This is a genomic window from Priestia sp. ABM2_011 (genome assembly GCF_056158845.1).
The window spans coordinates 2,251,858-2,265,960 of record NZ_JBSWUB010000001.1; the positions used below are offsets into that span (position 1 = coordinate 2,251,858).

Sequence of the window (14,103 nt, forward strand, 5' to 3'; positions counted from 1 at the left end):
TGAAGCTTGTGAAACAAGAGACAAAATTCGACAAAATTTTAAAAAAGTGTAGCTTCCACTTCGTTTTTGGTGTATCCTAGGAAAAAGCAGCAGCATGAGCTAGTGTTGTACATAGAACACAGATAAAAGGAGTCATTATGAAACATTTTTTTAAAACGAGCACGTTTTGGATAGGTTTAGTTGTCGGAATCGCGCTCACATTTGGGGGATATTTTACTGTTACTAGTATTTATGATTATTATTTAGGACGAGAACAGCTGAAAGTATTGACTGCCTCTCAGAAAAACCTTCAAACTGCTTTTAAAGAGTATAATCAGCTTATGGCCGAAAAAAAAACTAAAAAGCAATTTATCAATGAACTCGATGATATTTCAAATACGATAAACTATGAATATAATGAATTAGCTTCCCTTGATCCTACGATGAAAACGATGTATAAGCATACGGGCGTCATCGATGATATGGAACTGATGATTGATAATATTGATAGCATTTATGAATTAACGATGAATGATCATAAAGACGCAACAAAACCGCTTCAAACCTACGTATCTGATTTAATGGAATATGTAGAAAAAGATATGAAAAAAGAAATAAGCATGCTAAGTAAATAGAAAAAAACAGCTGTCTAAACAAATAGGCAGCTGTTTTTTTGTTGATTATAAAAGGAATCTTTTGCTTGCAGGCGAAAGATTATACTATGCACCCACTCACTTACGTGCACCACGTTCACAAAAAAGGGAGGACATAGTATGAAAAAAGTGGTGATTATCCTATTTAGTTTATTTTCATTAGCCGCATGTCAGGTTCCTACAGCTGAAACGCTTGAAGATCCTTATCCACCCGCTATAAAAATAATAGCCGAAGGCAAAGAAGCCATCATCAAGCCTTTATTTTTTTGCTGGACCGAATGTGAAGCTGATTTTGGCGAACGAAAAAATTTTAGACAAATTGTTATGAAAGATAGTATTCCCGTCTCTCAAGATGGTCAAGTGTCCATTGAAATAGATGGTAAAAAACCTAATGCGCTTTATTACAAACAAATTCGCAATCAGTCTATCTATGAAAACATAATAGAAAAAAAGGACATAAAAAAAACAGCTGCTATTACAGTAGATTCTGCCTCTCGCAGTGATCGGTATATACTCGTGGCGGACTGGAAAGATAACAACGGTGAAAAGTTAATCGGGCGCGTCTACTATACTCCAGTAAAATTTGAAACGCCATAGATATGGCTCTCTATGCTGTAATAGAGAGCCATATGTTTAACTAATAGAATTAAGCGCCTGTGCAAGAGAAGAAGTAGTCTTGACCTGTTCAAATGAAAGCCCTAAGCGAATTGCAGTTTGAGAAATTTCCGGTCGAATTCCAGATAAAATTGTTTGCACCCCGATCAAACGAAGAGCTTTTACCAAATTAAAAATCTCTTGTGCCATCATCGTGTCAATCGTAGCTACACCGAGCAGGTCAATACATAAATGTTCAACGCCTTTTTCCGAGCATTGCTGAAGCGTGTTTTCTAAAATAAACTGACTTTTGACCGTTCCAATATCCCCCACAAGAGGCAGAAGGGCAACTTTGTTTTGAAGCATGATAACAGGAGAACTTAATTCATTAATTAACTCTTTCTGAGCGTTCAGCTGTTCTTGCGTATTCTTATGATATTCTTGAATAAAGATATAAATAGATAGATCAAAGGCTTTAACAATAATGTCATACCACATAAATATCTTATCCACGCTTACCTCTTCTGGGTGCAAAGAGATAAACTTCTTTAAGTAATTAACGACAATTTTTTGTGAATTAAAATATTCTCGAACGATAAAGTGAAGAGGCGTACTTAAATGCTTTGGATCACGTGCAAGTTCGACCGACCACTGCTGGAAATCGGAAAAAAAGTATTCCTCATCTTTTATAAATACGTCAAATAAATGCTGAAAATAATCTTGATTTTGCTGCCTCAGTTCTTTCACAATTACTGGATTTTTACTCGAATACACGGAGAACTCGTTTTCATCGTCGAGCTGATTGTACCAGTCTTCAGTTAATTGAAGAGAATGTTCTTTAAAAAAATGATATAGGTCCTGATTTCTATGCATGAAGACTCTCCTTACATATGTATAGTCTAATTGTTTTATAAATAAAGGCATAAAAGCATCCACTGACATAGAGTGCGGATGCTTATAAATAAATCCATTATGAAGCGCATTTATTTTCCTATACGCCTTGTTTTCCCCAACTGTAAACTCTCAAACCCAATTTATTAAAAAATAAACATTTTTTAACTAACATCTTCATGCATTTTAACTCTTTTTCATAAGGCATCACTTCTTGCGCTTATAGCTTTAGCTTCGGTAAGGCATCTTTAATGCTTTGATAGACTAAAATAAAGGACATATCATCTTCTATAGTGCTCATATGTATGGCCATGTTAGGGGAAATTCCGGTTAAAACGAGCTGAGTTCCCATTAGCTTCAGCCAATTGTAAATATTAAGAATATCACGGCCGAATGAATCGTTAAATCCAGCTAACCCTGAGACGTCTACGATTAAGTAACGATCTTTGCTGCTTGTGTTACGCGAGGTGAAGCTATTAAATAGCATTTCTATACGCCGCTCGTTTAAAGTTCCGATTAATGGAAGAACAGAGATTCCTTCTTCTATTGGCACGATAGGAGTGGATAGCCTTTCCACTTCTTCTAAAGCTTGCTGAAGCTGTTCCTGGGCTGTAATCTCTATTGTTACGTCTTTTTGAACACCAATAAAGTAGTATTTATCTTCTTCCTCTACATATGTCGGGTCAATCGTTAGCTGATTATGAAAGAAAGAGCCGTCTTTTCGATAATTCACAAGCGTAACAGAAATTGACTGATTGCGGCTGATAGCGCTGCGAATTTCATCAACGTGGTGCGGGCTTGTAAGAGGCCCTTGTAGAAAACGGCAATTTTCCCCTAATACTTCTTCTTCCTTATAGCCGGTCATAAGGGAAAACCCTTGGTTGAGGTAAATAATTGGATTATCAGGTAAAGAAGGATCCGTCACGATAATACCAGATTGCGAACTATGAAGGGCTTTATTTAAAATGGACCATTTTGAATCTTGAGCTTCAGGTGTAGTCAATGCATTCCCTCATTCCTTGGAATTTTTATAAAAATATTGTGACATAAACACGTTTAAAAAACAATTTTCGACGCGTTTGCTTCTAGAGAAAGAATGAAGATAAGGAAAAATATGTTATAATAGTTTTGGGGGGCAAAGGGAGTGTGAACAAATGTGATAACTATCAATTTATTTAACGTTAGTTTCTTTGTGATGGCGCTAGTAGGCTTTATTCTCATTTTTTGTTTGCGTATAAAGTTTAAGCGGCCACTGTCATTCTTTAAATGGTCTTTTTTGTTCGGAACGGTGCTGCTGTTGCTAAGTTTATACTTGTTTATGGCGACCAGCCAATATATTCATTTGATATGCAATACAATCGGCTCAGTTATGACAGCGCTCTATCTTATCAGTATTATGGTGGGAACAGAAGAGTCATAAATACATATGTTTGAAAGTCTATTGAAAGTGGAAGATAAGTAGAAATGCTTAAAAGAGAACGAGACGAACTTACATTCTTTGAGCCGAAATGATGACAACTGGAAAAACACCTCGGTAAAAAATGCCGAGGTGTTTTTCGCAAATAAAAGGGAAAGGAGAATATTTAAAGAAATACTAGTCATGTTTTACTGAGTGTAGTAAAATAAAAAGTTATTATTCTATTTTTATATTGTTGCTATTGGCAACATGTGTTAGTCTAAAAGTGGTATACATTTTAGGCGATCTTGAAAAAGAGAGACGAGAAGCTTTTATTCAAGTTTCTTAAAAGCTTTACGTTTACTGAGGTGAAACAATGAAATCTCAAGTACAAAAATTTGTAGGCTATTTATTAGCTGGTGATCAAGACAGCGCTTGGGAAGTTGTGCTGGAAGAAATCCAACAGGGAAAGAACAGCCTAGATATTTATGAAAATTTAATTACAACCGCAATGCGAGTAACTGGAGATATGTGGGAAGAAAATATCATTTCTGTAGCTGATGAGCATGTTGCAACTACGACGTGTGATTATGTGCTAACTCGCTATCGCTTTTATAAAAAAATTCAGGGACACGCTTCAGACACTGCTCCAAGGGCACTGCTTCTATGCTTGGAACAAGAACAGCACTTCATTGGTTTAAAGATGGTGGCTTTATTGTTTGAGGAACATGGTTGGAATACTCGCTTTTTAGGGGCCAATCTACCTCTGGAATACGCTGAGAAAATGGCTATAGAATGGAAGCCGCACATGGTAGGATTATCTGTCAGCATTCCTTATCATATTGAGAGGCTTGCTGAATATACCAAAACTTTGGACAAATTAGAATCAAGACCAACAGTAATGGTAGGAGGGCGTTTAGTTTCTCAAATTGATTTCCGTTCTTACTGTTCTGAGCATACACGCCTAATTCCGGATCTTTACCAACTAAATAACTGGTTAATCAGTTATCACAAAGGAGTGGAAGTTAATGTCGATGCTTGAATATGTTCCAATTCCTTACTTTCTAGTGGATACTGAATTTAATATTTTGGAATGGTCGCAACAATCAGGTCATTTATTTAAGCCTTCAGCTAATTTTTTAGATCTTGTAGACGTATTTAGTCAAGAAAAGGCGAGAAAGTTTTTAAGCTTGCGCCAAAAAGATTCTCGAGAATTGTCTGTAGACGAACCCCATGATGAGCAAACGCTTGTCCAAAGCCGAGGCCAGGCTATTCAGAAAGTAGAGCTTGTGATGCAAACCAATGATTCGCCGTATTCACTGTTTGAATGCTTAATTCAATGGGATAGTGATATAGGTCATTTAGTTTGTATTCGCCAAGATGAACGTATACAAGAGCTAACGAATCTTGTTCAAGACCATCGGAAACGATTAGCAGATACAGATTTTGAACTGCTTGAACAAAAAGAACGTCTCGAAAAATCATTACAAAAAATTAAGCAATTGTCCGCTTCTTTTATTAAATTATCCTCTAAAGTAGGGCTTATACCTCTTTTTGGAGACTTAGACACAGCTCTTGTAGCTGAAAATACGTCCATTTTGCAAAACTTTGCACATGAAGGAAATTACACCACGCTTCTATTTGACTTTGGGGGCCTAGATATATTAACAACCGAAGGAATTCAAGCTTTTGCAGGCTTTATGCAGTCCTTCTATCTTATGGGGATCACATGCTATATTATTGGCATGAAACCGCACCATACGGCTGCTTTGAAAAATAGAACCTTTGGTGATCAAATTATTTATATGAATAACCTAAGTGAAATTATTGCTGTGAATAAAAATGTGAGTTAAAAGGGTGGAGGAGAAGAAAGTTATTCTTCTCCTCTTTCTGTATACACTTCTTTTGTTACAATTAAACATTTATTAAATCACATACTTGAAGGGTTTAGTGAGTTTTGAAGAATTGAGTCCGTCATCTTGCATTTAATAATTGATTTATTTCCACATCACATGACAAAAAAATTGAAGAAAATAGCAAAGATGACTAAAAGCCTCTTCCTAATGAAAGAAGAGGCTTTTTTGTTAAGAGTTTGCTGACATCGTATGAGACGGCAAAATGATGTCTTGGTCTACTAGGAAGGATAAAAGTTCCCGTGTAGCATATGACATATAGCGATCTTTTTTCAAAACGATGCCGAGCTCCCACATTGGAGTAGGTGCGGCAATTGGAATACTTTTAATAAAAGGGTTATTGATCTTCGGAAACACGGACTTTGGTAAAATGGCAATACCTAATTCAGAAGCGACTAATTCAATAATTAAATCCCATTGAGAACTTTCGTACGCTATTTTTGGATGAAAACCAGCTTGAATGCACTCATGAATAATGCGATCATGAAGAGAGAAATCTTTGCTGAACAGGACAAACGGCTCTTCTCTCAGCTCGCTCAAAGCAACGATTGATTTGTCTGCCAGCGGATGCTCATGATGAATGTATAAATTAAACTCTTCTTCAATAAACGGATAGACGTGAAAAAGAGGGTTTTGAATAGGCAATACGATAATGCCAAGGTCTACTTGTTCGTTTTCTACAAGTTCGACAATTCGCTTTGCGCCAAGCTCCACAAGCTCTAATTTCACCTGAGGATGTTTTGATGTAAAGTTTTTTGCAATCATTGGGAAAACGACAGTCCCTACTAAAGGAGGAATTCCTACTTTAATATCTCCTGTAGGCAGATTTCGTAAATCATCTAACAGAGCATGCAGCTCGTGAAGAGTGGATACCAGCTTTTGGCTTTGCCCGTACACAATCTGTCCTGCATCGGTTAATGTCAGCTTTCGAGTAGAGCGATCAAAAAGGTCTACGCCGAGTTCTTCTTCTAGTTTTTTTACAATTTTACTTAATGCTGGCTGAGACAAGTGAATTGCAGCTGCTGCTTTCGTGAAACTTTTTTGATTAACTACTTCCATGAAATGTTGCAGTTCTCGAATATCCATAAATTCTCCTCACTAGTATTCTTAGTTTTCATACTATTTATTCTATTTATCTATTTTACTTATGATTCAAATAAATGTAAACTCTTACATAAGGAAGTGAATAGTGATTCATCTAAAAATAGCACATCAAATTCCTCTAAATACGTTAGAAACCCGCATATTTGTAAGCGTTAACAAAAAAGTACCCTCGAAGAAAATCCTAAAAAATATTTTTTTCTCCCGTAAAACAAAGCCGCGAGCGCAGAAATAACACGTGTTGAAATGTTCATTTTGTATACTGTTCTGACAATTAAGAAAGAGGAATAAAATGGTATAGTGCACCACTAAGGTGAGTCTATTCATTCTGCAAACGAGCCGTACATAAAAAAAAGGGCCGGTTTGTTAAAAATAATTGGGGGAGTGGTTGAGATGACATATGTTAAAGGACTAGAAGGAATCGTTGCAGCTGAAACAAAAGTAGGGCATGTTGATGGAGAGAAAGGTCAGCTGATTTATCGCGGATATTGGGCAAAAGATTTGGCCATCAATTATTCTTTTGAAGAAGTTTCTTATTTAATTTGGAACGGTACGCTGCCAAATCATGATGAGTTAAAAGCATTTAAACAAGAGATGGTGACTCATCGTACGCTTCCAGCTAATATTGTTGCGTTAATGGACTGTTTGCCAAAAGACACAGAAGTGATGAGCGCGCTTCGCACATGTATCTCGGCGTTAGGAGACCCTTCATACAGCTGGCCTCCGACAAAAGAGCAGGCGCTTGCGATTACAGCGGTAACACCTACCATTATTGCCTATTGGTATCGTAAAATGAATGATTTAGAAGTAGTAGAGCCTAACGAGCATTTGGATCATGTAGCAAACTATTTATACATGATTAACGGAGAAATTCCAGATCAAAGTTTGGTTACGGCGCTAAACGCCTATTTTGTTTTGACAATTGAGCATGGAATGAATGCCTCAACCTTCTCATCACGCGTTATTTCATCTACCGAATCTGACATGGTTTCAGCTATATGCGGAGCAATTGGCGCGATGAAAGGTCCGCTTCACGGAGGAGCTCCTTCTGGTGTTATTACCATGTTTGATGAAATTGGAAGTGAAGAGAATATTGAGCCTTGGGTTCGTAAAAAATTAGATAATAAAGAGAAAATCATGGGATTTGGTCATCGCGTTTATCGTACACATGACCCGAGAGCAGAAGCATTAAAAGAAGTATCGAAACAAATTTCAGGAGACAACGGGCTATTTGATTTAATTGTTAAAATTGAAGATAAAACCATTGAATTACTCAATGAATACAAGCCGGGGAGAGGCATTTATACCAATGTAGAATATTTCGCTGCAGCGGTTATGAAAGCGGTTGAGCTTCCGTCTGAACTATTCACTCCGACCTTCACAGCAAGCCGTGTAGTTGGCTGGACAGCTCATGTCGTAGAGCAGTCAGAAAATAATCGTATTTACCGACCGCAGTCTGCGTATATAGGTTATACGCCAGTTGAACAAAATCAATAAATAAACTCGGTTTCACCTAAAAAACGTCGGTAGATCCGACGTTTTTTTCATATGGTTAAATATATTCTTTTTGAGAATAAAATCGCTTTAATAAATAGAATAATCCGACTGCTAAGCATAAACTTGCTGCAGCTAAGCTAGAGGTAATCATGGCGTGTTCACCTTCGGTCGGGGTATGTGAAAGTTTATAGCTGCTGTAGCATAAGAGAGCTGTGATACATAAACAGCAGGAGCTAATCAATCCATACCGCTTTTTGAACCCAATAATAGATAGTAATACAATCAAATAAATCCCGCTCACCATCATCATAATTGGAAACTGAGGGTGGAATTTAATTGTATATAACAAATAATCGATGTGAGAATAGTGATGAACCGCCGAGGACTTTGTTAGCCCTCCGGTCAAACTAGCTGATAAAGGTCCTTCAAGCATCGAAGAGCCGTTGTACCAAGTAGCGACTGAGGAAAGTAAAAAAACAAAACAACTTGCAAATAGCTGCGTCATACATTTTATTGACACGTATAGAAAGCTCCTCTCAATAACCATCTTTTGTTAATACAAGTCCGAAAATTATTATAGCAGGTTTTGAAAGTAAAAAAAGCACTATTGGAATGGTTTCATAAAACGTTCATATTTCAAAAGGTTTGTTTTTTCAAAAGAAAGGGAAAAAAGGTGAAACGGAAGATATGAATAGAGGAGAGAGAAAGATGAAGGCAGCAGTGATTTTGAATCCAAACGCAGGAAACAAAAAATTAGTAAATGAAATTGACTTTATATGTGATCGGTTAAACACAGCATTTGAGGCGGTTACTTTATATAAAACAGAGCAGCCTGGAGATGGTGCCGAGCTGGTAAGAAAATTGGAAGGCGAAGCGGATGTCATTATTGGAGCAGGAGGAGACGGGACGATTTATGAGTTGATCAACGCTCTTGCTCCGCTGAAGCAACGCCCTGTATTTGCTATTTTACCCGGAGGAACGTGCAACGACTTTTCGCGTGCAATCGGAATGAATCAAAATCCTTTAAAAGCAGTGGAGCAAATTATTGAAAAGCAGACGGAAGCAGTGGATGTTGGAAAACATGGCGAAGATTATTTTTTAAACTTTTGGGGAATCGGTCTCGTAGCTGATGTATCTGAAAATATTTTAGAAGAAAATAAAGAGAAATTTGGTAAGCTCTCTTACTACATGAGCGTAGGTAGAACGTTAAATCAAGCAGAGCCTTTTCAATTAAAAATGACGAGCGAAAAAGCTTCCTATGAAGGAGAAGCAGTTATGGTGTTAATTGGGAACGGTCCTTTTTTAGGAGGAACTCGCGCTATGCTAGGAAACAGCTCATTTCAAGACGGATTATTAGATGTATTCGTTATTAAAGAAATGGGAATCGAGCCGGTTATGGCATGGTTACAAACAACTCCTGATGAGGAACAGCTTGACCCTGAAAGCAACCTTATGCATTTTCGGACAAAAGAAGTCCATATTGAAACCACTCCTGAAAAAACGGTAGATTGTGATGGAGAAAAAGAAACGACAACACCTTCAACGATTACGGTTCTCCACAATCACATAAATATGATAGTAGGAAACAAATAAAAAAAACGCTGAAACTTCAAGCGTTTTTTTTATGAAGACAGCCATCGCGGAGAAGTGAAGAGCATAATCATTATGCTGCTCATCGTAATAACAAGCATGGAGTAGCAAAAAGCTGTAAATCCGATAATATGTAAGCCCACTATCATAATCGTACTGTCTAAGATAAAAATGGTTATTCCTATATTGATTTTCCATTTTTTTGATACAATAATAGCGATTAAATCCAGACCGTCCGAACTGATGCCGTAGCGAAGCATCAGTCCTATTCCCATTCCTACGAGTGTGCCTCCAAGCAATGAGCTAAAGATCAAAGGAAGCTCCAGCGTGCCTTCGAGAATAGACAGCCATTCTGTCATAAAAAAAGAAACAAACAAACCTATACTTCCATAAAAAAAGTTTTGGCGATGACGAAAAAAAGCATATAAATAGACAGGTACGTTCAAAAAGAAAATGGACATTCCGATAGGAGTTCCAAACACATAATATACGATAAGCCCAAATCCTATAAGTCCACCGTCTAGTAAGTGATACGGAGCAATAAACCCGTTTAGCCCTAGTCCAATTAATAAGCTGCCACAGCAAATCGAAACCACTCTCGAAAAAATATTCCTCACCCTATACGTTAAATTTTAATGGGAGTACTCGTCCATCTATGTATATGACAAGCTTAGGTTATTTAGAAGTAAAGAAGAAGAAAAAAGAAAATTATGTAAAAAGTATTGATTCTATAACTCTGATATTCTATAGTTAATCTAACTTCGTTTTCACGACAATTTCTTGATTTTTTACCATACTGTTTAACTGTTTGTATTTTTTAATATATAAAAAAGTTGTGTTCTGTAAAAAGCATACGATTGTAATAAGTCGATAAAAGCAAGCCGTTATATAAAGGGGTTGATTACGTGTAGGATTCTCTTTCTTTTCAGTCATACTAAAAAGAAAGAGGGATTGTCGTGAAAAATCGTTCCGTACTTTTTTTATGGTTTGGTCAAAGCCAAGCTAATTTAGCAGATGTATTATATATTGTTGCGTTAATAAGCATTCTTTACGCTCAAAATAGTTCTCCTGTGCTGCTTTCATGCATTCCGTTTACCATTACGGCTGCTAAGTTTTTGAGCAGTTTTACGGTGCCTTTTCTTATAGATCGCTACAGAGCTAAGCGTATTCTTGTGGTGTCTCAGCTGTTAAAAACCAGTGTTTTGTCTATGTTTTTCTTGTGGCATATGTCGCTTATCAGCATGCTGTGCTGCGTGGCGCTTATTGCTTTTTTCGATGGGTGGGCAGCTCCGGTTCAAAGCTCTATGCTTCCTCATTTAGTAGATAAAGAGAAGCTGTTAAAATGGAACAGTATGTTTAATGTCACGGATCAAACGATTCAAATTGCAGCCTATCCGCTTGGAAGCTTTCTGATTATTAGCTGGGATGCTACCGGCCTTTTATGGCTGTCATTTTCGTTATTTAGTTTGTCACTCATATTCATGCAGGCCATTCGCATGAACGTTCATTCTTCTAAAACAAAGCAAAAACAAGGGTTAAAAGAGGGATGGAAGCTAATTTGGCATTATCCGCGCCTGCGGGTTTTATTAGTCATGGAGGTTTTAGAAGGGATGGCTGCCGGCGTTTGGGCATCAGCTATTGTCTACGTGTTTGTGAAAGAAATATTAAATAAAAATGAAGCTTGGTGGGGATATATTAACAGCAGTTTTTTTGTTGGAACGGTTCTTGGTGGTTTCGTTTTGCTGAAGATTTCAGTTGAGCAAGAGAGAAGTCTTTATCATATCGTAATACTAGGCAGTCTTTTTTCAGGTTTCTGTACATTATTGTTGGGAGTGATATCTGTGCCGTTTCTTTCCCTTTTACTTAGTTTTACTATTGGCATTGCCCTTCAAATAAGCGCTACGTGTTCTTACACGCTTACACAAACGGCCGTTCCTTTAGAAAAGCTTCCTAAGGTGCTTTCCGCTACGCTGAGCGTTTCATATGTGACGTTTGGGCTTTCGGTGCTGCTGCTTGGCGCTGTTGCTTCGCTAAATGTGACGGCGGCGTTTCTAACGGCAGGAGGACTGATTGTAATCAGCGGCTGCGTAGGTTTATTCTTACGAAATTATGCGCTTGCTAACTAAAAAAGGTTGCTGTTTGCAACCTTTTTTTAAAACAGCGTATTTTCTCTCCTCAACCATAAGCCGTATAAGGTTGTTTGCTTTAAATATCCCCTTGTGTAAAAGTAGGGAGCTTTTCACGAAAACGAAAGGAAAAAAAGTATAGCTATCGAATTATGTTAAGAGCGTTGAGCTAAAAGGAGTGATTAAATGGTTGTCATTCGACAGGCGGTTGAAACTGATCGAGAGCGACTGGCTACGTTAATGCAAGAATATATAGTGAAATTCTGCGAGCAGCCTGACCCTTCCCGGAAAGCTTTAACTTTACATATTAAGCGTCTATTGAATAATCCTTCCTACGGTATCCAGTTTGTTGCTGAATTGGAAGGGAAACTAGTAGGTTTTGCGACGGTGTACGTATCGTGGAGCACCCATTATTTTAAAGAAACAGGCGTCTTAAAAGATTTGTACGTATCTCCTTTAAACAGAGGAAATAAAATTGGTGAACGTTTGTTTAAGATTTGCCTTGCCTATTCTCAAAAGTATGAGTTTGCAGGAATGACCGCTGAGTGCAGCAGTGAAAATAAAGTTGCTCAAAACCTTTATCAAAAAATGAACGGTAAAGAAAATGAAGGGGTTCAATACCGTTTTTTTTAAGAGAAGTACAGCTTTTACTTTTAAGACTTCTACTAAATGGCAAAAATATGTTATAGTATGAAAAGTGAAATTGATGAAAATGTCGGTGGGCTATATGTTAGATGATGGTATGAATAGTAGGGGGAAGTTGGACTAGCTGTTTGAAAGGCGGCCATCCTATTTTTAGTATAGCCGCAAGGAAGGAGCAGGACCTTGAAAAAAAATCCAATCTTAAACGCGTGGAAAATAGTAACTGCGACGAGTGGTTTTTTACTTGCGCTGTTTATCTTTAAAGTCCGAAAAGGAAGATAACCATATAAAAAGAGCTCCTCGATTGAGGAGCTTTTTATTATTTAGTAATAGGAAACGTCAAGGGAGTCACTGTTGATAAAGAATCTCGGTAAGAATGATAGGTGAAATAATGACGTGTTGGACTATAAATAGTCATGTAAAGTAAATAATCATATTTCGTTTCCATATAGAAAAAAACGCCGTCTTCGTGGAGTGCATAGAAAGAGTATGAAATCCCTAGCAGCTTTTGCTTTTGTACGCTTGTGCTTGGATTTTCTTTAATCCATTCATAAAGTTCAAAAACACTCACTCCTGGTGAAGATTGCAGCGTATGTACTTTGTCATGTAACTTATCAGATACATCGGAAACCGACTGTTTTAATTGGTTAAATAAGTTGGACATTTGTTCTTTCATTGTGGTGATCTCCTTTATGGGTAGTCAGCTATTAGCATGCTCAGAGAAATCCACGCTTATGTATAGTTAGTGAATGGCTGATTTGAATTTGCCGCCCTGCGCTTCCTGGGTATCCATAATGGTTGTAAATGCATGTGGATCAATTTCAGAAATAATAGTTTTAAGCTTGGTAATTTCTAAACGCGTCACAACTACGTATATGACTTCTTTTTCTGTACCTTCAAATCCGCCTTTACCATACAGTTTCGTCACGCCGCGGCCTAGACGATGCGTAATAGCGTCTGATAGCTCTTCATAGTGATTTGAAACAATAAAAGCTGCTTTTGTTTCATCAAGCCCTTGAATAATCGCATCGATTGTTTTAGAAGCAATATAGTACGTAAGGATCGAGTACATGGCTTGTTCCCAACCTAGCACGAACCCTGCCCAAGCGAAAATAAAGATATTTAAAAACATCACAAATTCGCCTACAGAAAACGGGATTTTTTTTGTTAATAAAATACCTAAAATCTCAGTTCCGTCTAATGCTCCACCGTGACGAATGACCGTTCCTACACCTGCTCCTAACAGCAGCCCGCCAAATACAGTAGCAAGAAGCGGTTCAGATGTTACAGCTGGAACATGGTGCAATTGAGATTCTACAATGGATAAAGCAACAACTGCAAACATAGATGAAAAGCAGAAGCTACGACCAATTTGTTTGTATCCACTATATAAAAAAGGGAGATTAAAGATGATGATAAGAAGACTGAACGGCAATTTTGTTAAGTAAACTAAAATTAGAGAAATACCGATAATACCGCCGTCAATGACGGAATTTGGGACTAAAAATAATTCGATAGAAACGGCAGCCAAGGAAGCTCCAATTAACATCATAATGTAGCGATAAATGAGCCGACCTGCCTTTTCCTTTTTGTGCTGTTTCGTTGTCATAAAATCTTTCCTTTCAACATACTGCCTATACGCAACTCTTACTAGTATAACTAAGTCTTGGGAACTCTATCCAATTATCTACTTTAAAAAAGACTAGCCAGAATAAACAAAA

Annotated in this window: 16 protein-coding genes; 9 read left to right on the forward strand and 7 right to left on the reverse strand. The window is 37.4% G+C overall.

Annotated elements, in window-relative coordinates; translation table 11 throughout:
- Positions 1-137 precede the first annotated feature (137 nt).
- Complete coding sequence (locus ACXAE4_RS12240; RefSeq protein ID WP_014459392.1) at positions 138-614, forward strand: hypothetical protein; 477 nt, start codon at positions 138-140, stop codon at positions 612-614.
- Positions 615-752: 138 nt separating this feature from the next.
- Positions 753-1,229 (forward strand): hypothetical protein, encoded by a 477-nt coding sequence (locus ACXAE4_RS12245; protein ID WP_289578000.1) that lies wholly within the window; start codon positions 753-755, stop codon positions 1,227-1,229.
- A gap of 36 nt (positions 1,230-1,265) precedes the next feature.
- Here ACXAE4_RS12245 and ACXAE4_RS12250 read toward each other — a convergent pair whose 3' ends face one another.
- Entirely contained in the window at positions 1,266-2,099 is an 834-nt protein-coding gene (locus tag ACXAE4_RS12250; protein WP_289577999.1) for an STAS domain-containing protein, read from the reverse strand.
- Positions 2,100-2,337: 238 nt separating this feature from the next.
- Positions 2,338-3,120, reverse strand: coding sequence for a YtvA family blue-light photoreceptor (ytvA, locus tag ACXAE4_RS12255; RefSeq protein WP_289577997.1), 783 nt, complete (start codon positions 3,118-3,120; stop codon positions 2,338-2,340).
- Between the two features lie 153 nt (positions 3,121-3,273).
- On the opposite strand from ytvA, the gene ACXAE4_RS12260 reads away from it, so the two are divergent.
- The 3 genes from ACXAE4_RS12260 (at position 3,274) to ACXAE4_RS12270 (ending at position 5,366) form a co-directional block, all read left to right on the forward strand.
- Complete coding sequence (locus ACXAE4_RS12260; protein WP_081732902.1) at positions 3,274-3,537, forward strand: hypothetical protein; 264 nt, start codon at positions 3,274-3,276, stop codon at positions 3,535-3,537.
- Between the two features lie 352 nt (positions 3,538-3,889).
- Complete coding sequence (locus ACXAE4_RS12265; RefSeq protein ID WP_028414375.1) at positions 3,890-4,555, forward strand: cobalamin B12-binding domain-containing protein; 666 nt, start codon at positions 3,890-3,892, stop codon at positions 4,553-4,555.
- Positions 4,542-5,366, forward strand: coding sequence for an STAS domain-containing protein (locus tag ACXAE4_RS12270; protein ID WP_014459398.1), 825 nt, complete (start codon positions 4,542-4,544; stop codon positions 5,364-5,366). Before ACXAE4_RS12265 ends, ACXAE4_RS12270 begins: the two co-directional genes overlap by 14 nt.
- Before the next feature lie 231 nt (positions 5,367-5,597).
- Here ACXAE4_RS12270 and ACXAE4_RS12275 read toward each other — a convergent pair whose 3' ends face one another.
- Positions 5,598-6,512, reverse strand: coding sequence for a LysR family transcriptional regulator (locus ACXAE4_RS12275; RefSeq protein WP_155017377.1), 915 nt, complete (start codon positions 6,510-6,512; stop codon positions 5,598-5,600).
- A gap of 408 nt (positions 6,513-6,920) precedes the next feature.
- Here ACXAE4_RS12275 and ACXAE4_RS12280 point away from each other — a divergent pair, with 408 nt between their 5' ends.
- Positions 6,921-8,024, forward strand: a complete 1,104-nt coding sequence (locus ACXAE4_RS12280; protein WP_028414374.1) for a citrate synthase/methylcitrate synthase — start codon at positions 6,921-6,923, stop codon at positions 8,022-8,024.
- A 55-nt stretch (positions 8,025-8,079) separates the two neighbouring features.
- On the opposite strand, the gene ACXAE4_RS12285 is transcribed toward ACXAE4_RS12280, so the two are convergent.
- Positions 8,080-8,544, reverse strand: coding sequence for a DUF4306 domain-containing protein (locus ACXAE4_RS12285; protein WP_223260182.1), 465 nt, complete (start codon positions 8,542-8,544; stop codon positions 8,080-8,082).
- Positions 8,545-8,732: 188 nt separating this feature from the next.
- Here ACXAE4_RS12285 and ACXAE4_RS12290 point away from each other — a divergent pair, with 188 nt between their 5' ends.
- Entirely contained in the window at positions 8,733-9,617 is an 885-nt protein-coding gene (locus tag ACXAE4_RS12290) for a diacylglycerol/lipid kinase family protein (RefSeq protein WP_028414373.1), read from the forward strand.
- Positions 9,618-9,646: 29 nt separating this feature from the next.
- Here ACXAE4_RS12290 and ACXAE4_RS12295 read toward each other — a convergent pair whose 3' ends face one another.
- Entirely contained in the window at positions 9,647-10,210 is a 564-nt protein-coding gene (locus tag ACXAE4_RS12295) for a YitT family protein (protein ID WP_028414372.1), read from the reverse strand.
- A gap of 360 nt (positions 10,211-10,570) precedes the next feature.
- Between ACXAE4_RS12295 and ACXAE4_RS12300 the strand changes: the two genes are divergently transcribed.
- Positions 10,571-11,740 carry an MFS transporter gene (locus ACXAE4_RS12300; RefSeq protein ID WP_475236112.1) on the forward strand — a complete coding sequence of 390 codons (1,170 nt, stop codon included), beginning with the start codon at positions 10,571-10,573 and terminating at the stop codon, positions 11,738-11,740.
- A 186-nt stretch (positions 11,741-11,926) separates the two neighbouring features.
- Positions 11,927-12,373: a GNAT family N-acetyltransferase gene (locus tag ACXAE4_RS12305; protein WP_028414370.1), complete on the forward strand. Its 447-nt coding sequence runs from the start codon at positions 11,927-11,929 to the stop codon at positions 12,371-12,373.
- A gap of 328 nt (positions 12,374-12,701) precedes the next feature.
- Here the strand turns inward: ACXAE4_RS12305 and ACXAE4_RS12310 are convergent, their stop codons facing one another.
- Positions 12,702-13,058: a hypothetical protein gene (locus ACXAE4_RS12310; protein ID WP_028414369.1), complete on the reverse strand. Its 357-nt coding sequence runs from the start codon at positions 13,056-13,058 to the stop codon at positions 12,702-12,704.
- Between the two features lie 66 nt (positions 13,059-13,124).
- Positions 13,125-13,991 (reverse strand): YitT family protein, encoded by an 867-nt coding sequence (locus ACXAE4_RS12315; protein ID WP_014459409.1) that lies wholly within the window; start codon positions 13,989-13,991, stop codon positions 13,125-13,127.
- Positions 13,992-14,103 lie beyond the last annotated feature (112 nt).